Below are 26,958 nucleotides of genomic sequence, written 5' to 3' on the forward strand. Positions count from 1 at the left end.
GCCATGGAAAAGCGTTTAACTCTGACACAACCGATGCCCTTAAAGCGACATAAATATCGCTTAGGGTTAGTGATTGGCGCGCTATTACTTGTTGGTTTTTCGGCGCTGAGTATTGCTGTCGGAGCCCGCAATGTGGCGTTTTCGACCACGCTTGACGCGCTATTCCACTTTGATCAAACCAATACTGAGCACTTATTGGTGCACTGGGTACGCTTACCTCGAACCATATTGGCCATATTTGTTGGTGCTGGCCTAGGGGCGGCGGGCGCATTAATGCAGGCACTAACACGTAACCCGCTCGCAGATCCCGGTATTTTAGGCGTTAATGCCGGAGCCATGGTGGGGATCGTTGGCGCAATTGCCTTGTTCGGTTTTACCCGTGTTGAGCAATATTTGTGGTTTGGTATGGCTGGGGCGTCTTTGGCGGGGCTGTTGGTCTATGTCCTTTCAAGTGTTTACCATGCATTAAGTCCTGTCAGGCTGATTTTAGCGGGGGCTGCTGTGTCAGTGGTCTTGCTCGCGATTACTCAGATTATCACTATCAACAGTGACCAAGCGGTGTTTGACCAGTTTCGCCATTGGGCGGTGGGGTCACTGCAAGGGCGTGGCTTTAGCGTTGTATGGCTCACATGTGGCTTAATTACGCTTGGCAGCGTTATTGCACTTAACTTAAGTCGCTTACTCGATATTTTGGCGTTGGGTGATGATTTAGGCCGCGCTTTAGGTGTGAATCCGCGCTGGGTATGGCTACTCGTTTGTGGTTGTGTCGTGGTATTGGCATCGAGTGCGTCTGCCGCTGCTGGGCCGATCAGCTTCGTTGGTTTAACTGCGCCGCATATTGCTCGATTTTTGGTCGGTCCCGGCCATCGCTGGCTAATTCCTTATTCAATGATGATTTCTGCTTTGCTGCTATTAGCGGCGGATGTGTTAGGACGAGTCATCGGCTCTCCCGGAGAAATCAGTGTGGGCATTATGGTGACGTTACTGGGTGGGCCTGTGTTTATTGTGTTGGTTCGTCGCTGGAGGTTGGCGCAATTATGAAAACACAAACCCCTCTGTCTGTTTACCGTATTGGATCATTTTCTTGGCAATATTCATCGCGTGTTGTCTGGGTCAGCACGTTACTCTTCGTTTTGGTCGCGGCATTAGGTGGCGTGGCGCTAACGATGGGTAAGTTTCCTATTAGCTACACATCACTGGGCAACTTCTTGATGGGGGAAGAAACCAGTCGCATTACAGAACGAATTTTAATGCATATTCGTTTACCAAGAATGTTGACCGCGGTGTTTGTTGGCGCCTCACTCGGCGCCGCTGGTGCCGTATTTCAATCTATCTCTCGAAACCCGTTAGGCTCGCCGGATGTCATCGGTTTTACGACTGGCGCTGCAACCGGCGCTCTGGTCAATATCATCTTATTGAATAATGGTGTGCTGGGTGTCGCGCTGTGTGCCATTCTCGGCGGAATGATTACTGCGGTGGTGGTGTATTTCTTGTCCTTGGATAAACGCAAAATTAGCAGCTATCGCATGATTCTGATCGGTATTGGTGTTGGCGCTATCTTGGCAGCGCTCAATGGGCTGATGTTAGTGTGGGGAGATATCGACAGTGCGATTACCGCCAACCTGTGGTTATCTGGCTCGTTGAACGCAAGAAAATGGAGTGATGTCGCGTCGGTTGGTTTTGGCTTGCTCATTTGTATTCCCGTATTGAAATGGAGTGTGAGGTCGCTGTCGCTGATTGAAATGGGCGAAGACATTGCTGCGCAGCTTGGTGTGGCGATTGAGCGTATGCGCGCAATCAGTCTGTTTGCGGCGGTAATTCTTGCAGCGCTAGCGACAGGAGCGGCAGGGCCTATTGCCTTTATCGCTTTAGCGGCGCCGCAATTAGTTCGACGTGTTACGCGCCATCATAGCGTTCCCGTTGTCAGTGCGGCGTTGATGGGCGCACTGCTTTTACTTCTGGCCGACCTATTGACGCAGTGGGCGCCTTTAAATCTTACTCTACCTATCGGTCAGGTGACTGGTATCGTAGGCGGCATTTATCTAATTTGGTTACTAACGAGAACCCGCTAATGACCACAGAACTTGAGTTTTTGACTTCCCCTGAGGGGAAACCTATCGAGACATCCGCCAAGCAGCCAGTAAGTATTGCTGCACAGTCGCTGACCTTAGGCTACGACAATAAACACGTATGTGAACAACTAAGTTTAACTATTCCTCCGCGCCAGTTTACGGTCATCATTGGGCCAAATGGTTGTGGTAAATCGACCTTACTTAAAAGCTTGTGCCGGTTACTGAAACCATTGGAAGGGACAATTTTACTTGATGGTAAGGATATTCATCGTTGGCCGACGAAAGAGGTCGCAAAGAAAATTGGTCTTTTGCCGCAAAGTGCAAACAGCCCAAATGGCATTCGGGTCTACGATTTGGTCGCTCGCGGACGATATCCACACCAAAGTGTGTTTCGTCAATGGAGTGACGAAGACAAACAAGCGGTAGAGCAGGCGATGGTCGATGCGAACGTAACTGAATTGGCCCAGCAAACCGTAGATAGCCTATCCGGCGGGCAGCGTCAGCGAGTGTGGATTGCTATGGTCTTAGCGCAGCAAACCCCCACGTTAATGCTTGATGAGCCGACCACTTATCTGGATATTGCGCATCAAATTGAACTGCTGGACTTGTTTAAAACGCTTAATATTGAACAAGGTCGAACCGTTGTTGCAGTGCTGCATGACTTAAATCAGGCGTGTCGTTATGCTGATCACGTGATTGCGTTAGCCGAAGGCGAATTGATTGCGCAAGGCGCTCCGCATACCATCATTGATAGTGCGTTGGTTGAGCGCGTGTTTGGGCTTAAAAGTGAAGTGGTTCCCGATCCGGTCACCGGGACGCCAATGATTGTCCCGCTGAGTCGTTGGGCATCGAAAACTTAAAGATACACTTTGCCGTGAGAGTAGAGTATTGCGTCACCTGCAATCATTACGCGTTCATCTAATACCTGGCAATATAACGTCCCGCCGCGCTGTGAGGCTTGATAAGCAACCAACGATGATTTTCCTAACTGTTCTGCCCAGTATGGAGCCAACCCTGAATGAATCGAGCCGGTCACTGGGTCTTCGTCACCACCATTGGCTGGCCAAAAGTAGCGTGACACCATATCGTAACCCTCTCGATCAGCGCGAGCAGTAACCACCACATCACGAGGGTGTAATTGCTTGAGCTGTGCGTTGTCGGTTTGCATCGCAAGAACTTGCTGCTCATCGGCAACAACCACCACATAAGCTTGCTCGTTAACCAGTACCTGGCGGGGTGGAATAGACAGCCCTTCAATCAACGCTCGTGGTGGTTCATCAATTGGCTTCGGCGCCATGTTAGGAAAATCCATGCTGATTCGACCACTGCTCTCTCGCGTTACCCACAGACTGCCTACCTGATTGGTTTCAAAGTGTAATGTGTCGTGTGCGTCAAAATACTCAAAGAGAACAAAACTGGAGGCGAGGGTTGCATGACCGCAAAAATCGACTTCGCACAGTGGTGAGAACCAGCGGATGTGATAATGGTGATTGCCAACTGGTTTGATAAACGCCGTCTCAGAGAGATTGTTTTCTCTGGCGATATTTTGCATAACCTCATCGCTCAACCACTCGCTGACGGGCACGACTGCCGCAGAATTTCCTTTGAATTGCTGGTTAGTAAACGCATCGCATACAAAAATTTCTAGTTCCATGACTCTTCTCTGTCTATTGGCAAAACACTAAGCTAATCAATCTTGTGCAATAAAGAAAGGACGTTAATTGGTCTAAGAATAAAAAAACCGTGACATTGGGGAATGCCACGGTTTGAGGCTGCCAGCCTGACGTTATTATCTCTTTATGCTGCTTGCGTATTTTCTTCAATATCAAAAGAAGCCGCGATTAACTTTTTGGTGTAGTCGTGTTTTGGCGAATGGAACACGTCTGAGGCGCTGCCTTGTTCCATGACTTGGCCTTTTTGCATAACCAGAACACGATCTGACAGTGCTTTGACCACACTAAGGTCATGACTTATAAATAGAAAGCCAATATTGTGTTTTTGTTGAATATCTTTGAGCAAGTCAATCACTGTCAGTTGCACGGAGCGATCCAATGCCGAGGTCGGTTCATCAAGTAAAATAAATGATGGCTCCAAGATAAGTGCGCGTGCAATCGCGATTCGTTGACGTTGGCCGCCAGAAAATTCATGCGGATAGCGGTTGATCGACTGCGGATCCAGTCTGACTTCTTGCAATGCCTGACGAGCGCGCTGCATGCGTTCTGAGCGGGTCAAGTTGGGGCGGTGTACCGTTAAGCCTTCGGTAATAATATCGCCTATGGTCATACGTGGTGACAGTGAGCCGTATGGGTCTTGAAACACCATCTGTACGTCTTTTTTCAGCGCAAAACGCTGCTTAGCACTTAATTGTTCAAGGTCTTGTCCTTGAAATTTGATTTGACCGCTGCTGGGTAATAGACCAATAAGCGCTCGTCCTAACGTCGATTTTCCGGAGCCCGACTCTCCAACAATTCCTAAGGTTTCACCTTGCTTGAGGGAAAGAGAAATGCCTTTTACCGCTTCAAAATATTCGCTGCGACTTTCAATAAAGTGCGATTTTACCAGGAACTTAACACGAATGTCGTGAGCCTCTAACAGCATGGGCGCGTGCTGAGCGATCGGCGCTTTTTGCCCACGAGGCACTGAATTGAGTAGCATTTTTGTATAGTCGTGCTGTGGGTCGTCAAATAAGGCTTTACAGTCGCCAGTTTCAACGACGTCGCCTTTACACATGACGATAACTCGGTCAGCGAGATGACGCACCACACCTAAATCATGGGTAATGAACAAAATAGCCATGCCCATTTTGTGTTGAATGCGTTTGATAAGATCAAGAACTTCAGCTTGAACGGTGACGTCCAGCGCAGTTGTGGGCTCATCAGCAATGAGGATATCGGGTTCGTTAATCAGCGCCATGGCAATCATAATGCGCTGTAGTTGCCCGCCTGAGAATTCATGAGGGTACTTCTTTAACGCCTGCTCAGGGCTTGGCAGTTGAACCAGATTAAATAGCTCAATCACGCGCGCTTTGGCTTGATTGGCATTAACCGACTGGTGACAAATAATGGCTTCTGTAACCTGCTTTCCGACACGGACGTATGGATTGAGTGAGGTCATCGGTTCCTGAAAAATCATACCGATACGATTGCCGCGAATGGATTGCATCTGCTTTTCGCTCAAGTTGATCAGTTCGTTGCCTTCAAACTTAATGCTCGAGTCCTTGGCAACCAACGCGTTGTTGGGCAATAGCTTCATCAAGGCATTGGTCGAGACAGATTTGCCACTGCCAGACTCGCCGACAATTGCTAAGGTTTCGCCTTTTTGAAGTTGAAAAGAGATTGAGTTCACCGCATCAACGATACCGTCGTTAGTGGTAAAACTGACCGATAGATTTTCAACTTGCAAAATCGGTGATTGAGACATGGGACATCCTTTTAGTTCATCATTCGGCGTGGCATCGATGGATAGTGCTTCAATGTCGCAAAGTGGTGGTGCGTTCTTTCCATTTGTTGAAATTCAAGCATCCATTGCGCGCTTCGCTGCGCCGCGCAAAAAGCGCCGATATGACGGAGTAAATCTTCACTGTGCTTATATAAAGTGTCAGCGCAAGCTTCCACTAAGGGAGACGGCTCAATAGAGAGGAATTGCAACAAGGCATAGCTTTGGTTGAGTACCTGAAAGGCCTGCTGTTGATTGCCCATCTTATTGAGAATTTCAGACTGATAAACGGTGGCATCTCGTAAACCCGAAAGTAGACAAGAGAACTGGCAAGGTTTGGTGTTGTTGTCACTCAGTGTATTTTGAACATGTTGTGGTAAGTGGTTCAACACTTGGTCGAACAGATAATGGGCTTCAGGCCAATGGCCTTCTTCGAGTAACTGTTCTGCCTTTAGAAAGTGCGCCCAACTTTGTTGTAAATCCATAATCAAAAATCCCCACCGTTTTCATACCCACATTTAAATAGAAATTAGACGCGAATGCAAACAATTATCATTTAGTGACAATAAAATAGCGTGAATTGTTGAATTTTTAGTCACTTGGTTGCGTTTTGACTGTAAGTCACTAAATCGTAAATAAAATTAAACTAAGATTTTAGAAGCACTGTATAACAACAAAAAAGCAAGGAGGCCGTGATGGCGATAGAAAGGCTTGAAGCAAAGCAGCTGTATCACGCCGCTGTACTTGAAAAGTTGACCAGTAAATCAACTAAGGAATTGGCGCCGATTGACGAAATTGTCGGTCAGGAAAGAGCGCAAAAGGCGGTTGAATTTGCGATGTCAATTCGTGAGAAGGGATACAACATCTACGCAATTGGCCAAAATGGCCTAGGCAAGCGGACGATGATTTTACGTTACTTGAACCGTCACAAACATGATACCGATGCACTGTTTGATTGGTGTTATGTGGCGAATTTTGAAGATATTCGAACCCCTAAAGTATTAAAGTTGCCCGTCGGTGTGGGCAATAAATTACGCCAAGATATAGAAAAGCTCATGACCAAACTGCTGCAGGCACTGCCGTTGGCGTTTGATAATGAAATGTACTTCACTCGCGCGGAAAAGCTGAAAAATCAGTTAGCGCAAAAGCAAGAAGCCGAACTGGAAAACATCAGCCATGAAGCGAAAGAGCAAGGTGTAAGTTTAACGATCACCACTCAGGGAGATTATCAGTTTGTGGCAATGAATGGTGAGGAGCTGCACACCGAAGAAACCTTTGATGCACTGAGCAAAAAGGAGCAGGAAGCATTCAGTGACACCATCGATAAGCTTGAAATTCAGCTTCGTACTATGGTCCGCCAGTTGACCGAATGGGAAGAGTCATACAGTGAAAAAATTAAAAAGCTGAATGATGAAGTGACACTGGATGTTATTACCCACTTTATCAAGCAGCTCAAAATTGATTACGGCGAATTTCCAGAAATTAAGCACTATCTAACCGATTTGCAGAAAGACATCGTAGAAAACGCCGACATCTTTCTAGAACAGAGCAATGAGCAGGCCGAAATCGCCACGGCTTCATTGGATAAAAAGCTACCGCGACGCTACAAAGTGAACGTGCTGGTGGCGCGCCAATCTGATGAATTTCCTATCGTGGTCGAGGAGAATCCGAACTACCACTCATTGTTTGGGTATATTGAAACCGCCACCTTTAAAGGCACGGTATTTACCGACTTTTCTCTGATCCGTGCAGGCAGTTTACATAAAGCCAATGGTGGGGTGCTGCTCATGGACGCACAAAAAGTGCTTGAGCAACCTTATGTTTGGGATGGGCTCAAACGAGCACTGCGTTCGCGGCAAATGAGTTTTACCTCGCTGGAAAAAGAAGTGACGCTGACGGGAGCTGTGTCTCTCGATCCCGAACCGATTCCGTTAGATGTAAAAATCATTCTGTTTGGGGACTACCGTACTTATCAGCTGCTTCAGCATTATGATCCTGAGTTTCGTGAATTGTTTAGAGTCACCGCTGACTTTGAAGATGAAATGACGCGTAACGACGACGCGGAGCTGCAATACGCGCGTTTTATCTCCAGTGTTGTCCATGACAGCAATATGCTGCATTGCGACCGCAAAGCCATTGCTCGTGTGATTGAACACAGCTGTCGATTGGCGGGTGACCAAAATAAGTTATCGCTGCATTCTGCCCATATTGCTAACCTACTGCGCGAATCTAACTACGTTGCCAAACAAGCGAACTCGAATATGATTCGAGCTAGCCACGTTGAAGAAGCGCTCAGTAATCAAGAAATGCGAGTCAATCGCTTACGTGACAGTGTCATGGAAGGCTTTGTGAATGGCACGACATTACTGCGAACCTCAGGTACAGCCGTAGGGCAGGTCAACGCTTTATCGGTGCTAAGTACCAGTGAATATATGTTTGGCGCGCCAAATCGTATTACGGCTACGGCTTGTTATGGTGACGGGGATGTGATTGATATTGAGCGCAGTGTCGATTTAGGTGGCAGTATTCACTCTAAAGGTGTGATGATTTTAACCGCTTACCTCTCGTCGGTGTTTGGCAAAACAGCGCGTGTACCTCTCACGACGACCATTACTTTTGAGCAATCCTATGGCGGCGTTGATGGTGATAGCGCGAGTATGGCAGAGTTCTGCGCGGTGGTCTCAGCGTTTTCAAAGGTGCCTAATCGTCAGGATATTGCTATCACCGGATCAATGAACCAGTTTGGAGAATCTCAGCCGATTGGTGGCGTCAACGAGAAGATCGAAGGCTTTTTTGATGTGTGTATGATTAAAGGGCGCAGTAACGATCAAGGGGTGATCATTCCACGCTCAAATCAACATAACTTAATGCTGCGGCCTGATATCGTTAAAGCCGTAGAACGCGGCGAGTTCAATATCTGGGCGATTGACCACGTAACAGAAGCCATCGAGATATTTACAGGCAAGCCGGCTGGCAGTGCAACTGAAGAAGGGAGTTATCCGATAGAGACCATTTTTGGTATTGCTCAGGCAAAACTCAATGCGCTGAAAAAGTAAATGCACAAGCAAATAAAAAAGCCGACGTTGATGTCGGCTTTTTTGTGGTCATTTTTCTATCGATAAAATGTCGCCGATGTTCAGCTCGAGACCTAGTTGGCAATGTTCATCGTCAGATTAAGATCCAGCGAGAGTTTTGCCAGTTTATTTTTGAGGACTTGGCGTGCTCGGTCTAAGTGTTTTACATCAAGCTGCGCACTGCTGCTGTGAATATCAACCCTGACTCTCAGTTCTTGTCCAACCTTAGTCACACCTGCCAGTTTGAACATCGACGGTGATTGCGGATTAAGCGCTTTGATTTCGCTGCCGACCAATTGGCAGATTTCTTTACTAGGCCGCATCATTAACAGTTCACGTACGGCGCCTCGAAGCATATCGAAAGGCACTTTAATAAAGTAAAACGACATTAAAATCATCATCATCGGGTCAGCATAGATGGCGTAGTCTGCCCAAGGCGTAAACGTCATCGCCCAAGCAGAAACGAAACCTGCGGTAACCGCGACACTTAACAACGTATCCATCTTCCATTGTTTTGCCTCTGCATCAATTAAACCAGAAGAAAAACGTTTAGAGCTCTTTGCAATTTTCCACCAAGCATAAGCACAACCTATCACGTTAACGAGACCAAAAACGGTTGCGATAGAAGGGTCGACTTCGCGACCGCCCGAAAACATTGCCGATACCGCTGAATACAGAGAATAACTGACGATAGACAGGATTACGGAGGCTTTGATCATGATGACCAGCGGCTCCAACACCGCTTTGCCGTATTGAAATTCGCCACGCGAGGGTTTGCGCATGTAACTTGAAACGGCGAGTGACAATAATGTTAACAGCAAGCTTACTAAGGAATAAACGCCATCAAACACAATAACCAGAGAGCCGACGAATAAACCGAGTAACAAACCACCGCCGGCAAAGCCTGATGCTAAAAGGGCTGAAATGGTTAACACACGTTTTTCGTTTAAGCTTGTCCTGGCACACATAAAATCATCTCACTCAATTCGATAAGCGTATTGTTCTGCTAAATCGCATTTTTGACAATCGCTATATCCAGCAATGAAACAAGGGAATGAAATGCATGTTTTAATATTATTTAAAAACAATCAGTTAGAACTTTTGTTGGTGACAATATTTTTGACGGTGAGTGTTTTTTGTTCGTCATCCTACTGAAATATCGTTAGAAATCGAAGAGATATTCGTTCAATTGATCAGCAAGCCATGTCATTCCGGGGTGTTCGGTCATACCGGCGGCGGTTAACATACAGAAGTCTTCTTGGGTAAGGCCATAGGTGTGCTTAATCACCGCAAGCTCCTGCTTACGGAGATAGTGACGAATCAGTGGCTCTGGAAGCACGCCCCAGGCGTCTTCGGTCAAAATGGTATTGAGAATATAATCAAAGCTAGAGAAGCCGATATGCGTTAGCGAAAGCGGCTGTAATTCTGGGTTATCTTTTTCGTTCAGATACACCATCACCGCCTGCATAGAATTTCTCAGCTCCTCATCAGACACTCGGCTCATCTTGGTTAAACGATGACCACTTTTACACACCGACATCATGCGAATTTTCCCCAGCGGCTGGTAAGTGATCATTGGGTTATCAAGACGTTCATAATCAACCCCGAATGCAAAATCAACCTGTTGGGTACTGACTAAATTGGATAAGTCGCCACTTGATGCGAGTACGATGTTAAAAGAGGTCGCAGGGAATTTGTGATTCAACGTATGTGAAAGTTCTTGCCACAGTTCATCGGGCAGTGAGTCATCGCGAGCTATCCACAACTCGGCGTTAAATTCTCCCGTGACTTGTAAGCAAGTTTGCCTAATTCGAGCCGCGGTGGTTAGCATATTTTGGCAATCTTTATATATTGCTTTGCCTGCTTCTGATAACGCGAGATGATTACCACTACGAATAAACAGCGAAATCTCCAGCTCTTTTTCCAGCGCTTTGATCGCCATGCTAAGCTTAGTTCTATTGCAATCAAGTTGCCGTGCGGCCTCTGAGACAGAACCGAGATCGGCAATCAAACAAAAAGCTTCTATTTGCGAGATATTCATTGCGTTATCATTGCTCTCAATGGTGGACCATTCGCGGGATTTGTAAGTCAATAGTAAACCGATGACCTCGCGATATTAATGGGTAATTTTAACCAAATTATCGGCGGATGTCCGTTTTAACTCATTTAAGACTATGAACTTGCTTTAGTTTTAGTTTACTCTTGTGAGGTACCTGCCAGATGTATGAAGTAATAGGGAGATCATATGGCAATGAATTGGGATGATTATGCGGAAGATTGGGAAGCAAGCCCTGCGACCGTTGATTTCACAACCAAGGCATTTGAATCACTGACAGCGATTCTGGACCTTTCAGGTAAGCGTATGTTGGATTTTGGCTGTGGCACCGGTTTGCTTTGTCAAAAGATGTCACCGCTGGCAAAAGATATTGTGGCACTTGATGGCTCTGAAGCCATGATTGAGCAACTTGATGACAAAGAGCTCAGTAATGTCGAGCCAGTCGTTGATATGTTGTCACGAGGATTAGTCGCGATTCACCCCGCATTTCGTGGTCAGTTTGATATCATCACAGCGTCCTCTGTGTGTGGTTATTTAAGTAATTATGCTGATATCGCCGATGTCATTTATTCATTAATTGAAGAGGGTGGCTACTTTATTCAGTGGGATTGGCATAGTGATGATCCCAATGCGGAAGAAGGAATGGCACCATCACGCGCAGAGCAAGTCTTAACCAGCGTCGGGTTTACGGAGGTTAAGGTCTCTATACCTTTTGCTGTTGATGCCGGGTTTGGCCCTCATCAAGTCGTGATGTGCGTGGCGAAAAAGTAGCAAGCATCATGGTGGCTTAAAACGAAAAAACTCCCGCATTCAAGGGAGTTTTTGTTTTTTGCCGCTGAGAAGTTTGTTGATTGGGCAGAAATGGATTGGTCATTAAGATGAGATTATACTCAGGATCTCATCCAAAACTTGGGGGTTAGCCAGTGCATGATGATGCGTCACATCTTGGCCATTGAGTGCTTGTCTGACCGCAATTTCCATTAACTTACCTGAGCGTGTCTTAGGTGTGTCACTGATCGGATAGATCGCTTGTGGAACATGCCTTGGTGAGCAGTGGGTTTTGAGCCTGAGTCGAATATCGGCTTTGAGGTTTTCATCTAGTAGGAATTCTGGTTTGAGCTGGACAAACAAAGCAATTACTTCATGGCCGTTTTTGTAATGTGAGACGGCAATGGAATCTTGCACTTCACGCATGATGTTGACTTGGCGATAAATTTCGGCAGTACCAATTCTCACTCCCGCAACATTTAACTGCGCGTCACTACGTCCATAAAACACCATACCGCCGCGTTCTGTCATCATGACATCATCACCTTGGCGCCATACATTATTGAATGTGGCCCAATAGGTGTTGTGATAACGTTCTCCGTCGTCATGCCAAAACCCAATCGGTTGATTGGGAAAGCTATTAAGACATACTAGCTCACCGCGCTCGCCAATCACGCTTTCTGCTTTGTCATTCAATACCGCAACGTCCATTCCCAGCGCCGGGACTTGGCACTCTCCACGATAAACTGGAGAAATCGGGCTACCAATGACAAAGCAGCCACAGATGTCAGTGCCACCAGAGATTGAGGCAAGGTGGATATCCGCGTGAATATTGGCATACACGTAGTCAAATTGTTCTGGGTAGAGTACTGAGCCTGTCGAACACAAGGTACGTAGTTGGGTGAGCTTAAAATACTCACTGGGCGAAAATGGGGCATTTTGAAGTGCTTCGAGATATTTTGCTGAAGTACCAAACAGGGTAACGCCAGCTTCATCCGCTAACTCCCATAGCGCACTTGACATCGGCATCATCGGATGACCGTCGTAGATGACTAAAGTCGCGCCACTCGCTAATGCGGAAACTTGCCAGTTCCACATCATCCAGCCACACGTCGTGTAATAAAAAACGCGGTCTTTAGGCTGAATATCGCAGTGCAATTGATGTTCTTTTAAGTGATTGAGTATCGTGCCACCGACTGAATGCGTGATGCATTTAGGTTTGCCGGTTGTTCCTGATGAATACAAAACAAATAACGGGTCGTTAAAACCAATACGTTGATATTCGACCCCACGCGCCAAGTAGCCCGCTTGGACGGACTCCCAATCAGAAAAGTTTTCATTGCTGAATACGCTGCTTTGTCCGGTTTGTAGATAGTCAACTTGACAGGTATTGACCAAGCTGGGTAGCGCTTCAACCAGCTGAGTATTTTTGTTCTCCATTGGGAAAACTTGGCCATTAAACGTATAGCCGTTGCAGCAAAACAGTATCTTTGGCTGAACTTGGCCAAAGCGCTCTAACACGCTGTCGATGCCAAAGTCGGGTGAGGTGGATGTCCAGATAGCGCCGAGGCTGGTTGCAGCGAGCATCGCGATGATGGTTTCAGGAATATGAGGCATGTAACCTGCAACAACATCACCACGTTCGACTCCGTTTTGCTTTAGCCATTGCTGAACAATAGAGACTTGATCGCATAACGATTGCCAAGTGACTTTTCGAGTTTGGCCTCGTTCATTTTTGAACCAGATGGCGAGGCCGTCTGGGTCTTGAAACGCGTAGGAAAGCAGGTTTTCCGCATAATTGAGTTTAGCCTGGGGAAACCAGATCGTGTCACGACTGGATTGAAATTTTTCCCATTTAGCAATGCCTTCACCAAAGATGCAGTTTCCTTGATAACCAATAACATCGCAAACTTGCCAAACCTCCAGCCAAAACTGCTTACTGTTTGCGACCGACCAAGCATGAAGTGACGCGTAATCCGTTAAGATTTCGCCTTGCATATTGATGTGTTGAATAAACTGAGTCATGTTTGCGTGTTGAATACGCTTGTCACTTGGCTGCCAAAGTAAATTTGAGTTCGGCATGGTGTTATCCGTCCTTAACCGTTGTTGACATAAGTGTTGGTCGCTAATTGAGCAAAGTCAAACTGAGCAATAAAAACAGGAGTCTGATAATTAAGCAAAAAATGATTAGTTGTAAAAATATTGTTACATAATTTTGCGGCTAGGAATGGCGGTCAAATTGGCACCTGAAGCGCAATGACTTAGGCTGTTATTAGGTGGCGTATTGTCGGAGGCGGTGATGTCTGATTATCAATCAAAGCCAGTAGCACCGGATGGCACTATCGATTGGAGCCCGCAAGAGCATAAAACATGGCATGACCTTGTTGAGCGGCAGCAAAAGGTGCTGGGCAACCGTGCATGCCAAGCTTATCTCGACGGGCTTGCGATGTTAGATTTGCCGACCAAACGTATTCCGAAGCTCAGTGATATAAACCATGTAATGCAACGAGAGACAGGGTGGCGTCTTGCTCCTGTTCCTGCGTTAATCAGTTTTGACCGCTTTTTTGATCTGCTCGCCCAAAAACAGTTTCCTGTTGCGACTTTTCTTCGTCGCCGAGAAGAGTTTGATTACCTTCAAGAACCCGATTTTTTCCATGAAGTCTTTGGTCACTGTGCGATGTTGACGCATCCTGACTTCGCGAAATTCACTCAAGTTTACGGACAACTGGGCCGACAGGTGGATCATCAAACGCGCGTTTTTTTAGCTCGGCTTTATTGGTTTACCGTCGAGTTTGGCTTAGTCAGAGAGCATGGCAAGCTGCGAATCTATGGGGGAGGCATTTTGTCCTCACCGGGGGAAACGTGTTATGCCTTGGAAAGCAATCAACCACAGCGGATTCCGTTTGATATACACACCGTGTTACGAACGCCTTATCGCATCGATATCATGCAACCAATCTATTTTGTGCTTAACGACATTAGTGCGCTATTTCGTCTCAGTCAGCGCGATTTGCTCCACGATGTACAACAAGCCATGGCGGCAGGCTTACTACCGCCGCTTTTTGAACCTAAGGAAGTAAATAATGCTTGAAAAAATGCAGTGTGAAGCGTGTAAAAAGGGAGCTCGCGCCTTAGAGCTTGAGGAGCAGCAGACGTTGCTTGCTCAGCTAACGGGGTGGCAACGGATACAGCGTGACAATATCGCCCAGCTTGAGAAATGTTATTCATTCAAAAATTTTAAACTCGCTTGGGCGTTTGCTAATCAGGTTGCAGAGCTTGCGGAGCAAGAGTTTCATCACCCAACCATCGCAGCGGAGTGGGGAAAAGTGACCGTCACCTGGTGGAGTCATTCTATCAAGGGGTTGCATCGCAATGATTTTATCTGCGCCGCGAAATGCGATGCGCTGCTCCAGTAATTCCTGTTCAAGGTTAGCTCAGAGCCACTATCCCCTCCAGGTGGCTTTGAGCGCCTTTTTTATTACTTCTCGCTTTGCTTTTGACTGGAAATGAGCGCTTGGCGCTCGTGTTGATAGTTCTGAGCGAGCGTTTTCAGTTTGCGGGTGAGTAGATTTAATTGCTCGAGCAGCTTGGTGTTATCCTTGATATAGGTTTGGCTGGAAAGTACATTGACGTTCAGTTCAGCCGCCTTGCAGGATGTCATCATCGTTTGCCAACGCTGAGTTAATTGTTCTACTGGAGTAGATTGGTTTTCCAAGAGTGTTATTTCTTGAGTAAGCAATTGATGGATTTGGGTTGAGATTTCAATCTGCTGCTGCATTTTATGGTGTAAATCCGGCTTATTCGGTGCCCAAAACGAGCGTAATTGCTGCTTGGTGAACTGTTTATGTAAAAACACCTGTTGCTGATAGATGTGTAAAAACTGGTTAAATGCTTCAGCGTGCTGGTTATACCAAGAATCCAGTCTTTTTTGTTCTATCAAGAGTTGATTCCAATCGTGTTCCACGCATTGTTGCCCCTGTACAGACAGAGGTAAAGTTATGAGTAAGCTCGCCGTTAACCTAGTAATCAATCGTCGCCATTTCATGATATTTCATGGTGTTGGGTGGTCTAGAATAAGTATAGATATTTCACTGAGAGTATTATGAAAAAGATCGTCATGCTGGTGTTATTTTTGCTCGGAGTTGGAGGCGCAGGGGCCGGCTATTATTTGTTTGTGATGAAACCGGAACGAGAAGCGCTTGAAGCGGCAAACCTAGCTGAACTTGAGCGGTTAAAGCCTAAAATACAGCCACAAGAGCCCAAAGTAGAACAGGCTGATCCAGAGCCTGAACCGATTACTGATTACTATGTGAATCCAGCCAAATTAGCGGTGCGGACTTCGCCGAGTGAGCAAGGTTTTATTGAAAGCTTTGTCTATCGCGGAGATAAGTTACACATCCTTGAAAAGCAGCAAGGCTGGGGGCGGGTAACGCCATACTACGTATATGAAGAAGGGGGAGAGGAGGTCGCTGAGTGGGTGAAAATGGATCAGTTGCTTGAAGTCGCCCCGACCATAAGTCGCGAAGAGAGGCTTGAGACTGTCAGCCAATACGTAGAAAAATCAGATGATTTTAAAGACTTTTTTGACATGTTTACTAAGACTGCCGATCAGTTACTCAAAGACGGTACTTGTACGCCAGAAGACTTTGATGAGCTCGGCGGTTGGGTTCGCTCAAATCGATTCGAGGGACGCGATGTGTATTTCGTTTACTGCGGAGGCTTAAAGCAAGAAGACAAAATTTATTTGGACGTACAAACCGGAGAACTTTCCTACCCATAGTTTTGGCTGACGATTCGGGTTTTAGAAGTTTTTAGTTGTAGGTATGTAGTTACGTGACTATCATGCTTGCTGAAGTATCTTTTGTTGTTATGTGAATGGGCTTTCGATTTATTCAATATTTGTGGTTTACGCTACTTGCTATGGTTCTGCCTTCGCAAGCCTTGGCGTACCTAACACTCAATGAATCGGAGCCATCGAGCCGTTTGTTGGTGTCTCGCGGCATGGCGACCACCGAAAGTCATATTGATCAGCTCGAGAGCGTTTCTTCATCAGTCGAATTTGAAACCGCAGCAAGTGCGCAGCAACGGCTGATTCGCAGCACTTGGAAACAAAACCCACGTATCGACATCGATAATGGGCTCTCAGACTCCCTTCATTTCTTTGCGCCTTTCGGGGCTTTTTCAGTGGATCACCGTGTTGAATGTAACACGTGTTGGTTTCATCAAACGCACGCGAATTCTCATCGTCTCTCTTCTTGGAAAGAGACGAATGCATTTTATGTAGCACTCAATAGTCAATATTAAACACCGACCTCAACGTTTCTTAACTCGCTAGCGAGTTGCTATTTTAATTGTTTTACTCAGCTTAATTTGAGCTGAGAGGTTGTGTTTATGAAAAAATCCTCAAGATCCAAGCCTTCACCTCGAAGGCTTATGAATCACTACGCTTCATGGAAATACGCGGTGTTAATTGTCACCGTAATTGTTTTAACCTTAAGTGCTCTACCCACTTGGTTTGGAGAGCTGCCTTCTATTCAAATTTCTGCATCGGCGCATCGGCCAAACGAGCTAAGCAGCGTTGCTACGATCGACCGTTATTTAAAGCGGCACCACATCGACGCGGATAAGATTACCCAAAGCGGCGAGCAATTTACCTTAGTTTTTCGCGATGAAGATACACAAACTCAAGCGCGGAAGGTGCTGAACGAACTTCTGGGAGAGAGCAACTCTATCTCGTTTTCTTATGTCTCGGTGGCTCCTTCGTGGCTTAACCAACTTGGCTTTAATCCGATCAAACTGGGTTTAGATTTACGCGGTGGCGTACAATTTTTGCTGAATGTGGACGTAGATAAAGCGTTCGCTGAGCAGCGTGATGCACTCGCTGATGAGCTTCGAACCCGTGCCCGTGAAGAGCATTGGCCGCCGCTAACCATTCAATCGCTAGATAAAAACCAATTAATGGTTTCAAGCCAAGATACACAGACGCTCACTCAATTGACGTCATTGATTCATAATCAGTATCCAGATTGGCAGATTCAAAAAACGCATGCTCAATGGGTGATTTCTCCGATTGGTAAAGCCAAAAATGATTTTCAAACGCAAACCATAGCGCAAAACTTGAAGATCATGCGCGGGCGGATCGAAGAACTTGGTATTACTGAAGCGCTGGTTCAACGTCAAGGTGAGCATGGTATTCGTATTGAGTTACCTGGCGTGCAAGATCCATCAGAAGCCAAAAATGTCATCGGAGCAACCGCGAGCTTGGCATTTTATGCCGTCAAAGAGCCAGCCAAAGCTCGAACGACAGATTCCATGGTACTACAAGATAACGATGGCAAAGATGTCGTGATTGATAAGCATCCGGTGATCACTGGTGAACATATCGTCAATGCGCGCGCCGGTGTCGATAAGATGGACTTTTCCGAGGTGAATATCTCACTTGATCATGCTGGTGGTAAACGGATGAGTGAGTTCTCAGCTAAGCACATTGGTCAAGCGATGGCGACGGTCTATCGTGAATATACTCGTGATGCCAAAGGCGAAACTCAGCGTAGTGAGCGTGTGCTTAGTGTCGCGACGATTCAGTCTCAGCTTGCAAGTCAATTTCGTATTACCGGTGCAGGTTCTATTGATGAAGCTCAGCAATTAGCGTTACTTTTACGAGCAGGCTCGCTAACCGCGCCAGTCACCATCGTGGAAGAGCGCACTATTGGCGCGTCATTAGGCGCTGAAAATATTCACAATGGATTTGCTGCCTTAGCGTTAGGTCTAGCATTAACACTGACGTTTATGGCGCTTTGGTATCGTCGTCTGGGTTGGGTCGCCAATGCGGCGTTAATTATTAATATGGTTTGTTTGTTAGGGTTAATTGGCTTACTACCTGGCGCTGTGCTGACGCTTCCGGGGATTGCTGGTTTGGTGCTAACCGTCGGTATGGCGGTAGACACCAATGTTTTAATTTTTGAGCGGATAAAAGACAAAATGCATGAAGGACGAAGCTTTGCTCAAGCTATTGATGCTGGCTTTCAAAGTGCCTTTAGTACCATTCTTGATGCCAATATTACGACCATGATTACGGCGGTCATTTTATTTTCTGTCGGCAATGGGCCGATTCAAGGTTTTGCTCTGACTCTCGGACTCGGGCTACTAACCAGTATGTTTAGTGGTGTGTTTGCTTCAAGAGCCATCATAAATCTCATTTGGGGACGAGATTCCCGCCATCAAGTAAGGGTGTAATCATGATTAACTTTTGCAAACGTTATATCCGTCAAATTCGTTATATCACCAGCGCTATTTCGCTGGTTCTAATGGTGTTTTCTCTCGTAATGCTCATGACTCGAGGCCTTAATATGGGGCTCGATTTTACTGGGGGAAGAGTCACTGAGGTTCAGGTCGAGCAGCAAATTACTCGCAATGAGTTATTAAACGCGCTCAAACCGCATCTCGGGGAATTAGCGACGGCAACTCACTCCGACGAGCAAGGTCGTTGGGTCATTCGTTATGCTGGCGAGCCGCGAAATGATGAGGTCAACTTTGAACAGTGGTTATCTTCGATTTCACACCAAGTTACGGTGGTGAGTGATAGCTTAGTAGGGGCTCAAGTTGGGCAGGAACTTGTGGATGAAGGTGGTATGGCACTGCTCGTTTCGGTGTTGTGTATCCTTGGCTATTTGTGTTTTCGATTTGAGTGGCGTTTGGCAAGTGGTTCATTAATGGCGTTGCTTCACGATGTGGTCTTAGTACTTGGTTTTTTTGCAATGAGTCAGATGGAGTTCAATTTGACGGTATTTGCTGCGTTGTTAGCCATACTTGGTTACTCACTGAACGACTCGATTATTGTCTCTGACCGTATTAGAGAGTTGCTGGTGGCGAAAAAAGACTCGTCAACCGCCGACATTAATGACCAAGCGATTCTAGGGACCTTTTCTCGTACCATGGTGACTTCAGGTACCACGCTTATCACGATTGCTGCATTGTGGTTAATGGGCGGTCATGCTCTGCAAGGCTTTTCAACGGCAATGTTTATTGGTGTGTTGACTGGAACCTGGTCATCGATTTCTATCGGCACTGTATTACCTGAGTGGTTTAAACTCCGTTCTAGGCATTATCAGCCCGTAGAAATTGACGCTGCGCCTTAAATAAAAAAAGCTCCGTAAGGAGCTTTTTTTATGGAAATTTCCCTTGATTTTAAGAACTGGAATTTAGCTGGTTAGCCCATTTTTACGGGCATTTACATTGTAAATTTTGATTCCCTAATCTGCTAGGCGAGTAAGGGAAGTAACTCGGTCAGATTCTTTTCTATATAGAAATTGGCTTTCAGCGTTCAATAAAACGCTAAGACAAGGTGACACGCGAAGATACTTTAACCGCCTATTTACAGGGTTTGAGCTGAAGTCGTATTAAGTTATAGAGAAAGAACCTTTTCGACCAGTTTTTCAATCCCGCTGGCAGCTTCACTAATCGACTGCGCTAACATGTATGCTGGCGTGGTTACGACTTGATTCGCTTGGTCAAAGACAATATCGTCAACCGGGCAATTCACATGCTCTCCACCTAAAGCATTAAAGGCGGCGGCGGTGTCTGGGTCTTGACCTATGGTGCCTTTTACACCTTGAGGGTAAACCATGGGCATTAGTACTGGCGCGATACACATATATCCTGCTGGTTTTCTTTGCTCAGCAAAGGCCCGACAAGCCGAGGCAACATGCGCATTGATGCTGCATTGGGCGCCGTTGAAGGCGAAATCCGTAAGATTCTTGGCTGCGCCAAAGCCGCCAGGGACGAGTAACGCATCAAACTCTTCCACATTTAAACTTGCTACGTCGGCAACTTGGCCACGTGTTATTCGTGCTGATTCAATCAGAACATTGCGAGTTTGATCTAATGTTTCACCTGAGGTGTGGTCCAATACTTGGGACTGCTCAATATCCGGTGCAAAACAGTGCCAAGTGCCACCATTTTTCTCTATTGCATGGAGCGTTAAAACGGCCTCATGAATTTCGGTACCGTCAAAAACGCCACAGCCGCTGAGTATAACCGCTACTTTTTTCATCCTATGCTCCTTTTATATCGCGATGCCACTAAGCATAGTGACAATTGAATGGGGTAGGTGAGACAACCTAGTTTGTTTGGTCCCATTTTGGTGTGTCTGTGCCAAGCTTGTCTTCTATGAAATCAATAAATGTTCTGACTTTCAATGGCATGTGTTTACGTTCTGGAAAAACGGCATAAATCGCATGTAACGGGAGCTGGTATTGGTTCATGACTGATACCAGTTTACCGGCGCTGATATCTTTCGCGACAATGAAGGTGGGCATTTGTGCAATGCCTAAGCCATCGAGTAGCGCTCGGCGTATTGCCTCACTGTTATTGACTGCAAAATTTCCTTTTGGCGTGACTTTGTGCTGATGAGTACCATCGGAAAAGGTCCATTCTTGGCCGCCTCGAAAATAGGTATAACGCAGACAGTTATGAGCAACTAAATCGCTTGGCTTTTGAGGTTCACCATAGCGCTGCAGATATTCTGGAGACGCGCAAAGTACACTCTTGCATGGAGAGATGCGCTTAGCGATCAAATTGGAACTTTCCAATTCACCTATACGAATAGCGAGGTCATAGCCACCTTGTACCAAATCAACTACTTTGTCTTCGAGATGCAAATCGATGTCGACATTCGGGTAGCGCTGGATAAATTCATTGATAAGCGGTGCAATGTAAACCACACCAAATGACATCGGCGCCGTTAAGGTGAGCACTCCTTGCGGAGAGCCCTGCAATTCGGTGACAGAATCCAGCCCTTGCTGCGCGAAATGTACAGCTTGGCTGGCGTAATCGAAATACCGCTTGCCCGCATGAGTGAGGCTCAAAGTACGAGTGGTACGATTTAACAATCGTGTACCAAGCTCATCTTCTAGCTGATTAATCCGCTTACTGACAGCAGATTTGGTTATTTTAAGCTGCTGTGCCGCGAGCGAAAAGCTACCGCATTCGACGACTCGAACAAAAATGGGAAGCGAGGAGAAATGATGCATATTCAGACCTTGTCAACCAAATGGACACAATGTATTTCCATTTCTAATGATTATCTTCTTATGGTAGACAATATACAATGCTCAAGAAGAATTAGAAGGACAACACAATGAAATACGACTGGATACTGTTTGATGCCGATGACACGCTTTTTCATTTCGATGCTTTTCAAGGGATGCAACTAATGTTTGAGCGGAAAGGGGTGACGTTTAGCGAACAGGATTACTCAAATTATCAATCAGTTAACAAACCATTGTGGGTAGATTATCAAAATGGCGAGATTAGCGCAGAAAAGCTAAAACACATCCGCTTTCAATCGTGGGCCGACAAATTGGATACAACGACTCAGGAGCTAAATCGCGCTTTTTTACAGGCGATGGCTGATATTTGTGCGCCGCTTCCCGGAGCAAAAGACTTAATTGAAGCTTTAGCGGGTAAAGTTCGGCTAGGAATAATTACTAATGGCTTTACCGAGTTACAGAGAGTAAGACTTGAGCGTACGGGGATGGCGGAATATTTTGAATTAGTGACGATTTCTGAACAGGTTGGTGTGGCAAAGCCGGATCCAATGATCTTTGCCCATACTTATCAACAAATGGGGGAGCCGGAAAAGCATCGAGTATTAATGGTCGGTGACAATCCACATTCTGATATTGTTGGTGGATTAAACTTTGGCCTAGAGACTTGTTGGTTAAACATGGCAGGGCATCCTCAAATTGAAGGGATCGCGCCGCAATATACCGTTGATTCATTGCACCAGCTAAAGCAGATTTTATTAGCCTAAGGCGTGTTAATCCCCTTCAAGGATAATGACATCGTGATAATTTGATAGAATTAACATTTGTTAAAGTATTATAAGATGGCCTAGTTATTGGTTAGTTTTATATTTAAGTTCAATATGTTAAAACGGTTTCGGTCTTTTTATATTGTGTATGCTCATGAAACGCTATTTGCTTTGGGGCGTTGTAGCGCTGGTTATCGGCATGACCTGGGGATTGTTGCATTGGAAGCAAGTTTCGTCAGGTCTTGAATTGGTGGCTTGTCAGCCTAACTCGTCCAACATAAATACACCGATTCACTTTTTTGTGACGGACGATGTGTTGGATGTAATGAGTCAATCCCAAGTTCGTGAAAGTATTCAGCGGCGTATCGATATGTCGAACACCATATTAACCAACTCTTGTATTCCCCTTCATCGTGAAGTGAAAACCATCACCTACGTTGACTTCAGCGACGAGTATTTGTTTGATTTTGGTTCAGTACACTTTGCGCTAGAGCGTGCTGTTGGAACCCAAACAATCGGTAAAATACGTCAAACCATCAACGAGTTTTATGCAGTTTTACTTGGTCCTGATAATACGATTTTTGATAGCCAATGGTTAGGAACGTCAGAAATGACCCCTGACGGGCGTTTCATTGCTCTCGCTTATAACGCGCCAGATTATACACTTGAGCATGAACTAGGCCATCTAGCCGGTGCGGATCATGATGAGCTGACGATTGAAGAGCAAGCGCTTTATGGCTTTGAGCAAATCGTGCCGTTATGGGACCAAAAACAGTTAAAGCCTTATGCAAGGGCAGCGTTGTGTGGTGACGCAGGAACGGTGATGAGTTATCACCAGAACATCCTACCGATATACTCTCAGCCAAATATTCGCTATCAAGGTCAAAATTGTGGTGATGCACATCGCGCCAATAATGCGCGAGTGTTAACGGAGTTTAGTCAACGATTACAACGAGAATTCACCCTAGGGCATGGGGTCCCTGCTCAGATAGCCCCACTTTAGATGTACCTTCACCAATAAATGTGATCTGGTTAGCAATTTAATGCCGGTCTATTGTCTAGTATTTGTTCGAAAAATGCTCAATCCAAATGGGCAGGGCTAAGAATACCTATATTTCAATTTCAACGTAAGGCTATCGGACAGCTTTGAGGTTCAATCATGGATATGATCGGAACAATCAGTGAGTGGAATGCTGAGAAAGGGTACGGATTTATTACGTTAAGTGGTCAATCGAAACGCATTTTTTTCCAGCTATCAGATGTGTCAAACCGAGAACATCTACCTAAGGTTGATGAGTACGTTCGCTTCGAATTGACCAAGGATGTTTATGGTACGGTTCGCGCTACCCATGTTCAAAGGCCAGCGACCTTTAACTTTTCAGTCGCTTTGGCGGTTTGGTTTACCACCGTTCTCTGCTCGAGTGTTTACTTGTTTGACTATTCGGTCATTGCCTGTGTTTTTTATTTTCTGGTCAGCTCGATTACTTATGCCGTCTACGCTTTTGACAAGAGTGCAGAACAAGCCGGGAATTGGCGAGTTCCGACGTTCACTCTGTATCTTTTGGCTTTGATCGGAGGGTGGCCAGGAGCATTGCTGGCACAGTCGTTTCTTTATCACCGTTATCATGATGACACCTTCAAATTCATTTTTTGGTTAATGACCATCATCAATTTTTCAACTTATTGCTGGACGTTAACGGAGCAAGGTCATGAGCAGATGTATTTGCTGCTAGGTGAGTTATTGGCGCTGACAGCTTAACTTTCTTGTTAGTGGGACATTTTATTTTCTGGGAACACACCTGGGTGTGGTTTATCGCGTTTATTGTTATGGTGAATACAGGTTTTACAACAGTGGATAAACTAGAATGTCAGATATTAAGTGCTTGGAAAGTAAAGTCGTTTATCAAAATAAGTGGATGACGGTTCGTGAGGATGCCATTGAGCGAGCAAGTGGTGCCCGTGGTATTTACGGTGTGGTCGATAAACCGGATTGTGTGGCGATCATTGCGGTTTCTAATGGCATGCTCCATCTTGTAGAACAATATCGATATACCATTCAGCAGCGCTGCTGGGAAATTCCTCAGGGTTCTTGGGAGTCAACCCCTGATGCAGATCCTGTGGAATTGGCGAAGGGCGAATTGAGAGAAGAAACGGGGCTTATCGCTGGTGAAATGACATACCTTGGACCACAGTTTATTGCTTACGGGTTCTTGAACCAAACCTGTCATATGTTTTTTGCAACTGACCTATCTCATGTCGGAAACCAGTTAGATAATGAAGAGGAAGATTTGATTACGCACTCGTTTTCGCTTGAAAGCTTTGAATCGATGATTCTAAATGGCGAGATCAAAGATACATTGACCATCTCGGCGTATGGCATGGCAAAATTAAAAGGTTTGCTATAAGTCGCTACCTATTTCACCAGTGTTGAAAGATCTCATTAGTCATCAGAAAGTTTGAATTGCTGTGCGGCGTTGTCCGTTTACACGGGATGAAGATACATTCGCGTTTTAATTTACGTTATGATTTATCAATAAATTTCATTCTAAAGGCAAACTGGTGCAGTACGTAAAAATCCGCAACGCGATTATCGAGCAGATTGATGCTGGAATGTTGTCTTCTGGGCAAAAATTGCCGCCCGAGCGTAAGCTGGCAGAGTCTTTTGGTACGACACGTGTCACGCTGAGAGAAGCGCTGTCCCTCTTAGAGGCTGAAGGGAGAATCTTTCGTGAGGATCGACGAGGATGGTTTATTTCGCCGTTGCCGCTGCACTTTGATCTGTCTAGACAAGTGAGTATTGAGCAATTAGCGGTTGAGCAGCAAAGAGCATTTCAAGTTAGTGTTGGAGAGGTTAAATCCATGTTGGCCAACCAGCAAGCTGCCGAACTCATGCATTTACCTCCCTTTAGTGACGTCATGAGTATTGAGCGTACACACTTTCTGGATAAGCGACCAGTGGCATTCGCGATGCATTATACACGACTTGATCGCTTTACGAGCCTTGCTGCCGGTGAATGGCAGGGGGCCTTACTAGACATCTATCAGCAGCAGTTTTCATTTAAACCTCATCAAATTCGTTATCGGGTTCGTCCGTCTTCTTTAGTGGGCGACATCGCTCAAGTGCTACGAGCAACGGAAGGCAGCGCAGCGTTGCTCATTGAACGTTTTTATTGTGACAGCGATGGGACCGTGTGTTGTGTGGATATCGAATATTGGCGCCATGATGCCATTTTGTTGCAAGCCCAGGCCGATCCATCGCCATAAAAAAAGCCGCGATAAGCGGCTTTTTACGTTATTCACAAGGCGGAGCCAGGTGAATCATGGCTAATCCACCAAGGGATGTTTCCCGATACTTCTTGTGCATGTCTTTGCCGGTTTGATACATAGTCTCTATGACTTTATCAAGGGATATCAAACATTTACTATTGCGTTTGAGGGCCATGCGTGAAGCATTGATCGCCTTCATTGCTCCCATTGCGTTACGTTCGATACAAGGTACTTGAACTAACCCACCAATGGGATCGCAAGTCATGCCAAGTGAGTGCTCCATCGCGATTTCAGCAGCGATACAAATTTGCTCGTTACTTCCGCCTCTTAACGCGGTTAAACCGGCAGCCGCCATTGATGAAGAGACGCCGACTTCGCCTTGGCATCCCACTTCAGCACCTGAGATTGATGCGTTGGTTTTATACAAAATACCAATAGCGCCCGATACGCACAGGAAGTCTTTTAACTGCTTAGTATCGAGTGGGCGGATAAACTTATGGTAATACATCAACACGGCAGGGATTACGCCCGCAGCTCCGTTGGTGGGTGAGGTAACGACTTGACCGCCCGCTGCGTTCTCCTCACTGACCGCAAACGCAAATAGGTTGATCCAATCCATAACTTCCATGGGATCATTTTCGACCGCTGCATTTGCTTCAAGCTTTTTAAGTAGATTCGGTGCACGGCGAGTCACTTGCAGCCCACCTTCTAAAATACCTTCGGTATCAAAACCACGCTGCATGCAGAGCGACATCACTTTCCAGATTTGTTCGGCGCGCTCGTCGATGTCTTGTAACTCACGAAATGATTGTTCATTTTGCAAAATCATGCCGCCAAGACTTAAGCCGTTTTGTTCCGCTAGCGCCAACATTTGGTCTGCAGATTTAAAAGGATACGGAACCGATACCGACTCTTCATTAATGCCATTTTCAAGTTCATCAGCGGTCGCAATGAAACCGCCACCGATTGAATAATAGGTTTCAAACTCGATTTGATGGCCGTGACTATCAAAAGCAGAGATCGTCATGCCATTTTCATGTAACGGCAAGTTATCATTATGAAAACGAATATCATGCTGATATTGAAATCGAATGTCTCGCTCACCAGCTAAATTTAAACATTCTTGTTCAAGTGTGGAGGCCAGCGCGGCTTTAGCACTGCCCATTTTGATTGTATCTGGACGATTTCCAAGTAAACCGAGTATGACCGCGCGATCAGTATGGTGACCGCGACCTGTTAGGGATAACGAGCCATAGAGATCAACCTGAATTCTGTCTACTTGATGTAAAATGCAATTCAGTCTCTGAGTAAATTGAAAACCGGCAATCATCGGTCCATTGGTATGAGAGCTTGATGGGCCGACTCCAATTTTAAAAATGTCAAAGATTGACAACATAACAACTTCCTCACACTGCCGAGTCATCGGCACTTTTCGTGCTGTTCTTTATAATTAACTATAGTTTAATGTTAACG

At 45.8% G+C, this 26,958-nt stretch carries 26 protein-coding genes; 16 read left to right on the forward strand and 10 right to left on the reverse strand.

Annotated features, from left to right (window positions below):
* Nucleotides 1-3: 3 nt before the first annotated feature.
* From M1D72_RS01640 to M1D72_RS01650, 3 genes are read left to right on the forward strand one after another with little or no spacing between them, the layout of a single operon-like run.
* Nucleotides 4-1,041 (forward strand): FecCD family ABC transporter permease, encoded by a 1,038-nt coding sequence (locus M1D72_RS01640; RefSeq protein ID WP_456295301.1) that lies wholly within the window; start codon nucleotides 4-6, stop codon nucleotides 1,039-1,041.
* Nucleotides 1,038-2,072, forward strand: a complete 1,035-nt coding sequence (locus tag M1D72_RS01645) for a FecCD family ABC transporter permease (protein WP_456295302.1) — start codon at nucleotides 1,038-1,040, stop codon at nucleotides 2,070-2,072. Before M1D72_RS01640 ends, M1D72_RS01645 begins: the two co-directional genes overlap by 4 nt.
* Nucleotides 2,072-2,932 carry an ABC transporter ATP-binding protein gene (locus M1D72_RS01650; protein WP_456295303.1) on the forward strand — a complete coding sequence of 287 codons (861 nt, stop codon included), beginning with the start codon at nucleotides 2,072-2,074 and terminating at the stop codon, nucleotides 2,930-2,932. The genes M1D72_RS01645 and M1D72_RS01650 overlap by 1 nt, the downstream gene beginning before the upstream one ends.
* On the opposite strand, the gene M1D72_RS01655 is transcribed toward M1D72_RS01650, so the two are convergent.
* The 3 genes from M1D72_RS01655 to M1D72_RS01665 form a co-directional block, all read right to left on the reverse strand.
* Entirely contained in the window at nucleotides 2,929-3,726 is a 798-nt protein-coding gene (locus M1D72_RS01655) for a PhzF family phenazine biosynthesis protein (protein WP_456295304.1), read from the reverse strand. The genes M1D72_RS01650 and M1D72_RS01655 overlap by 4 nt on opposite strands.
* A gap of 143 nt (nucleotides 3,727-3,869) precedes the next feature.
* Complete coding sequence (locus tag M1D72_RS01660) at nucleotides 3,870-5,492, reverse strand: ABC transporter ATP-binding protein (RefSeq protein WP_456295305.1); 1,623 nt, start codon at nucleotides 5,490-5,492, stop codon at nucleotides 3,870-3,872.
* Nucleotides 5,493-5,503: 11 nt separating this feature from the next.
* On the reverse strand, nucleotides 5,504-5,992 hold the full coding sequence (locus tag M1D72_RS01665) for a hypothetical protein (protein ID WP_390195024.1): 489 nt from the start codon (nucleotides 5,990-5,992) through the stop codon (nucleotides 5,504-5,506).
* A gap of 210 nt (nucleotides 5,993-6,202) precedes the next feature.
* On the opposite strand from M1D72_RS01665, the gene M1D72_RS01670 reads away from it, so the two are divergent.
* Nucleotides 6,203-8,563 carry a Lon protease family protein gene (locus tag M1D72_RS01670; protein WP_390195022.1) on the forward strand — a complete coding sequence of 787 codons (2,361 nt, stop codon included), beginning with the start codon at nucleotides 6,203-6,205 and terminating at the stop codon, nucleotides 8,561-8,563.
* 92 nt (nucleotides 8,564-8,655) lie between these two features.
* Here M1D72_RS01670 and M1D72_RS01675 read toward each other — a convergent pair whose 3' ends face one another.
* Entirely contained in the window at nucleotides 8,656-9,549 is an 894-nt protein-coding gene (locus M1D72_RS01675) for a cation transporter (protein WP_456295306.1), read from the reverse strand.
* 194 nt (nucleotides 9,550-9,743) lie between these two features.
* Nucleotides 9,744-10,622, reverse strand: a complete 879-nt coding sequence (locus M1D72_RS01680) for a LysR family transcriptional regulator (protein ID WP_390195017.1) — start codon at nucleotides 10,620-10,622, stop codon at nucleotides 9,744-9,746.
* A gap of 204 nt (nucleotides 10,623-10,826) precedes the next feature.
* On the opposite strand from M1D72_RS01680, the gene M1D72_RS01685 reads away from it, so the two are divergent.
* On the forward strand, nucleotides 10,827-11,408 hold the full coding sequence (locus M1D72_RS01685) for a class I SAM-dependent DNA methyltransferase (protein WP_390195015.1): 582 nt from the start codon (nucleotides 10,827-10,829) through the stop codon (nucleotides 11,406-11,408).
* Between the two features lie 102 nt (nucleotides 11,409-11,510).
* On the opposite strand, the gene M1D72_RS01690 is transcribed toward M1D72_RS01685, so the two are convergent.
* Entirely contained in the window at nucleotides 11,511-13,487 is a 1,977-nt protein-coding gene (locus tag M1D72_RS01690; protein WP_456295307.1) for an acetoacetate--CoA ligase, read from the reverse strand.
* 217 nt (nucleotides 13,488-13,704) lie between these two features.
* On the opposite strand from M1D72_RS01690, the gene phhA reads away from it, so the two are divergent.
* The gene (gene phhA / locus M1D72_RS01695; protein ID WP_456295308.1) at nucleotides 13,705-14,496 is read left to right on the forward strand and encodes a phenylalanine 4-monooxygenase; all 792 of its coding nucleotides are present in this window, start codon (nucleotides 13,705-13,707) and stop codon (nucleotides 14,494-14,496) included.
* Nucleotides 14,489-14,821: a 4a-hydroxytetrahydrobiopterin dehydratase gene (locus M1D72_RS01700; protein ID WP_456295309.1), complete on the forward strand. Its 333-nt coding sequence runs from the start codon at nucleotides 14,489-14,491 to the stop codon at nucleotides 14,819-14,821. Before phhA ends, M1D72_RS01700 begins: the two co-directional genes overlap by 8 nt.
* A 62-nt stretch (nucleotides 14,822-14,883) precedes the next feature.
* Here M1D72_RS01700 and M1D72_RS01705 read toward each other — a convergent pair whose 3' ends face one another.
* Nucleotides 14,884-15,345 (reverse strand): hypothetical protein, encoded by a 462-nt coding sequence (locus M1D72_RS01705; RefSeq protein ID WP_456295310.1) that lies wholly within the window; start codon nucleotides 15,343-15,345, stop codon nucleotides 14,884-14,886.
* A gap of 162 nt (nucleotides 15,346-15,507) precedes the next feature.
* Between M1D72_RS01705 and M1D72_RS01710 the strand changes: the two genes are divergently transcribed.
* The 4 genes from M1D72_RS01710 to secF all read left to right on the forward strand — a co-directional run bounded on the left by M1D72_RS01710 (nucleotide 15,508) and on the right by secF (nucleotide 19,543).
* Nucleotides 15,508-16,185, forward strand: coding sequence for a hypothetical protein (locus tag M1D72_RS01710; protein WP_456295311.1), 678 nt, complete (start codon nucleotides 15,508-15,510; stop codon nucleotides 16,183-16,185).
* Nucleotides 16,186-16,280: 95 nt separating this feature from the next.
* Nucleotides 16,281-16,709, forward strand: a complete 429-nt coding sequence (locus M1D72_RS01715) for a hypothetical protein (RefSeq protein ID WP_456295312.1) — start codon at nucleotides 16,281-16,283, stop codon at nucleotides 16,707-16,709.
* Nucleotides 16,710-16,796: 87 nt separating this feature from the next.
* Nucleotides 16,797-18,641: a protein translocase subunit SecD gene (secD, locus tag M1D72_RS01720; protein WP_456295313.1), complete on the forward strand. Its 1,845-nt coding sequence runs from the start codon at nucleotides 16,797-16,799 to the stop codon at nucleotides 18,639-18,641.
* Nucleotides 18,642-18,643: 2 nt separating this feature from the next.
* Nucleotides 18,644-19,543 carry a protein translocase subunit SecF gene (secF, locus tag M1D72_RS01725; protein ID WP_456295314.1) on the forward strand — a complete coding sequence of 300 codons (900 nt, stop codon included), beginning with the start codon at nucleotides 18,644-18,646 and terminating at the stop codon, nucleotides 19,541-19,543.
* Nucleotides 19,544-19,809: 266 nt separating this feature from the next.
* Here secF and elbB read toward each other — a convergent pair whose 3' ends face one another.
* Together elbB and M1D72_RS01735 are read right to left on the reverse strand one after the other, a co-directional pair.
* Entirely contained in the window at nucleotides 19,810-20,457 is a 648-nt protein-coding gene (elbB, locus tag M1D72_RS01730) for an isoprenoid biosynthesis glyoxalase ElbB (RefSeq protein ID WP_390194997.1), read from the reverse strand.
* Nucleotides 20,458-20,524: 67 nt separating this feature from the next.
* On the reverse strand, nucleotides 20,525-21,436 hold the full coding sequence (locus M1D72_RS01735) for a LysR family transcriptional regulator (RefSeq protein WP_456295315.1): 912 nt from the start codon (nucleotides 21,434-21,436) through the stop codon (nucleotides 20,525-20,527).
* 107 nt (nucleotides 21,437-21,543) lie between these two features.
* On the opposite strand from M1D72_RS01735, the gene yjjG reads away from it, so the two are divergent.
* The 5 genes from yjjG (at nucleotide 21,544) to M1D72_RS01760 (ending at nucleotide 25,482) form a co-directional block, all read left to right on the forward strand.
* Nucleotides 21,544-22,218 carry a pyrimidine 5'-nucleotidase gene (gene yjjG, locus M1D72_RS01740; RefSeq protein WP_456295316.1) on the forward strand — a complete coding sequence of 225 codons (675 nt, stop codon included), beginning with the start codon at nucleotides 21,544-21,546 and terminating at the stop codon, nucleotides 22,216-22,218.
* Nucleotides 22,219-22,372: 154 nt separating this feature from the next.
* The gene (locus M1D72_RS01745) at nucleotides 22,373-23,221 is read left to right on the forward strand and encodes a hypothetical protein (protein ID WP_456295317.1); all 849 of its coding nucleotides are present in this window, start codon (nucleotides 22,373-22,375) and stop codon (nucleotides 23,219-23,221) included.
* Between the two features lie 156 nt (nucleotides 23,222-23,377).
* Nucleotides 23,378-23,977, forward strand: coding sequence for a DUF1294 domain-containing protein (locus tag M1D72_RS01750; protein ID WP_456295318.1), 600 nt, complete (start codon nucleotides 23,378-23,380; stop codon nucleotides 23,975-23,977).
* A gap of 106 nt (nucleotides 23,978-24,083) precedes the next feature.
* The gene (locus tag M1D72_RS01755; RefSeq protein ID WP_456295319.1) at nucleotides 24,084-24,623 is read left to right on the forward strand and encodes an NUDIX domain-containing protein; all 540 of its coding nucleotides are present in this window, start codon (nucleotides 24,084-24,086) and stop codon (nucleotides 24,621-24,623) included.
* A gap of 154 nt (nucleotides 24,624-24,777) precedes the next feature.
* Nucleotides 24,778-25,482, forward strand: coding sequence for a UTRA domain-containing protein (locus M1D72_RS01760; RefSeq protein ID WP_456295320.1), 705 nt, complete (start codon nucleotides 24,778-24,780; stop codon nucleotides 25,480-25,482).
* Nucleotides 25,483-25,510: 28 nt separating this feature from the next.
* On the opposite strand, the gene M1D72_RS01765 is transcribed toward M1D72_RS01760, so the two are convergent.
* The gene (locus M1D72_RS01765) at nucleotides 25,511-26,881 is read right to left on the reverse strand and encodes an L-serine ammonia-lyase (RefSeq protein WP_390194983.1); all 1,371 of its coding nucleotides are present in this window, start codon (nucleotides 26,879-26,881) and stop codon (nucleotides 25,511-25,513) included.
* Between the last annotated feature and the right edge of the window lie 77 nt (nucleotides 26,882-26,958).

This window comes from Vibrio sp. AK197 (genome assembly GCF_053903115.1).

What these genes read in the sequence shown, in the direction of transcription:
- secD (WP_456295313.1), top strand. Translation starts at nt 16,797, where the DNA reads ATGAAAAAATCCTCAAGATCCAAGCCTTCACCTCGAAGGCTTATGAAT.
- M1D72_RS01750 (WP_456295318.1), top strand. Translation starts at nt 23,378, where the DNA reads ATGGATATGATCGGAACAATCAGTGAGTGGAATGCTGAGAAAGGGTAC.
- elbB (WP_390194997.1), bottom strand. Translation starts at nt 20,457, where the DNA reads ATGAAAAAAGTAGCGGTTATACTCAGCGGCTGTGGCGTTTTTGACGGT.
- M1D72_RS01680 (WP_390195017.1), bottom strand. Translation starts at nt 10,622, where the DNA reads ATGAATATCTCGCAAATAGAAGCTTTTTGTTTGATTGCCGATCTCGGT.
- M1D72_RS01675 (WP_456295306.1), bottom strand. Translation starts at nt 9,549, where the DNA reads ATGTGTGCCAGGACAAGCTTAAACGAAAAACGTGTGTTAACCATTTCA.
- M1D72_RS01685 (WP_390195015.1), top strand. Translation starts at nt 10,827, where the DNA reads ATGGCAATGAATTGGGATGATTATGCGGAAGATTGGGAAGCAAGCCCT.
- M1D72_RS01700 (WP_456295309.1), top strand. Translation starts at nt 14,489, where the DNA reads ATGCTTGAAAAAATGCAGTGTGAAGCGTGTAAAAAGGGAGCTCGCGCC.
- M1D72_RS01745 (WP_456295317.1), top strand. Translation starts at nt 22,373, where the DNA reads ATGAAACGCTATTTGCTTTGGGGCGTTGTAGCGCTGGTTATCGGCATG.
- phhA (WP_456295308.1), top strand. Translation starts at nt 13,705, where the DNA reads ATGTCTGATTATCAATCAAAGCCAGTAGCACCGGATGGCACTATCGAT.
- secF (WP_456295314.1), top strand. Translation starts at nt 18,644, where the DNA reads ATGATTAACTTTTGCAAACGTTATATCCGTCAAATTCGTTATATCACC.
- M1D72_RS01655 (WP_456295304.1), bottom strand. Translation starts at nt 3,726, where the DNA reads ATGGAACTAGAAATTTTTGTATGCGATGCGTTTACTAACCAGCAATTC.
- M1D72_RS01650 (WP_456295303.1), top strand. Translation starts at nt 2,072, where the DNA reads ATGACCACAGAACTTGAGTTTTTGACTTCCCCTGAGGGGAAACCTATC.
- M1D72_RS01690 (WP_456295307.1), bottom strand. Translation starts at nt 13,487, where the DNA reads ATGCCGAACTCAAATTTACTTTGGCAGCCAAGTGACAAGCGTATTCAA.
- M1D72_RS01645 (WP_456295302.1), top strand. Translation starts at nt 1,038, where the DNA reads ATGAAAACACAAACCCCTCTGTCTGTTTACCGTATTGGATCATTTTCT.
- M1D72_RS01640 (WP_456295301.1), top strand. Translation starts at nt 4, where the DNA reads ATGGAAAAGCGTTTAACTCTGACACAACCGATGCCCTTAAAGCGACAT.
- M1D72_RS01660 (WP_456295305.1), bottom strand. Translation starts at nt 5,492, where the DNA reads ATGTCTCAATCACCGATTTTGCAAGTTGAAAATCTATCGGTCAGTTTT.
- yjjG (WP_456295316.1), top strand. Translation starts at nt 21,544, where the DNA reads ATGAAATACGACTGGATACTGTTTGATGCCGATGACACGCTTTTTCAT.
- M1D72_RS01765 (WP_390194983.1), bottom strand. Translation starts at nt 26,881, where the DNA reads ATGTTGTCAATCTTTGACATTTTTAAAATTGGAGTCGGCCCATCAAGC.
- M1D72_RS01735 (WP_456295315.1), bottom strand. Translation starts at nt 21,436, where the DNA reads ATGCATCATTTCTCCTCGCTTCCCATTTTTGTTCGAGTCGTCGAATGC.
- M1D72_RS01715 (WP_456295312.1), top strand. Translation starts at nt 16,281, where the DNA reads ATGGGCTTTCGATTTATTCAATATTTGTGGTTTACGCTACTTGCTATG.
- M1D72_RS01755 (WP_456295319.1), top strand. Translation starts at nt 24,084, where the DNA reads ATGTCAGATATTAAGTGCTTGGAAAGTAAAGTCGTTTATCAAAATAAG.
- M1D72_RS01665 (WP_390195024.1), bottom strand. Translation starts at nt 5,992, where the DNA reads ATGGATTTACAACAAAGTTGGGCGCACTTTCTAAAGGCAGAACAGTTA.
- M1D72_RS01670 (WP_390195022.1), top strand. Translation starts at nt 6,203, where the DNA reads ATGGCGATAGAAAGGCTTGAAGCAAAGCAGCTGTATCACGCCGCTGTA.
- M1D72_RS01710 (WP_456295311.1), top strand. Translation starts at nt 15,508, where the DNA reads ATGAAAAAGATCGTCATGCTGGTGTTATTTTTGCTCGGAGTTGGAGGC.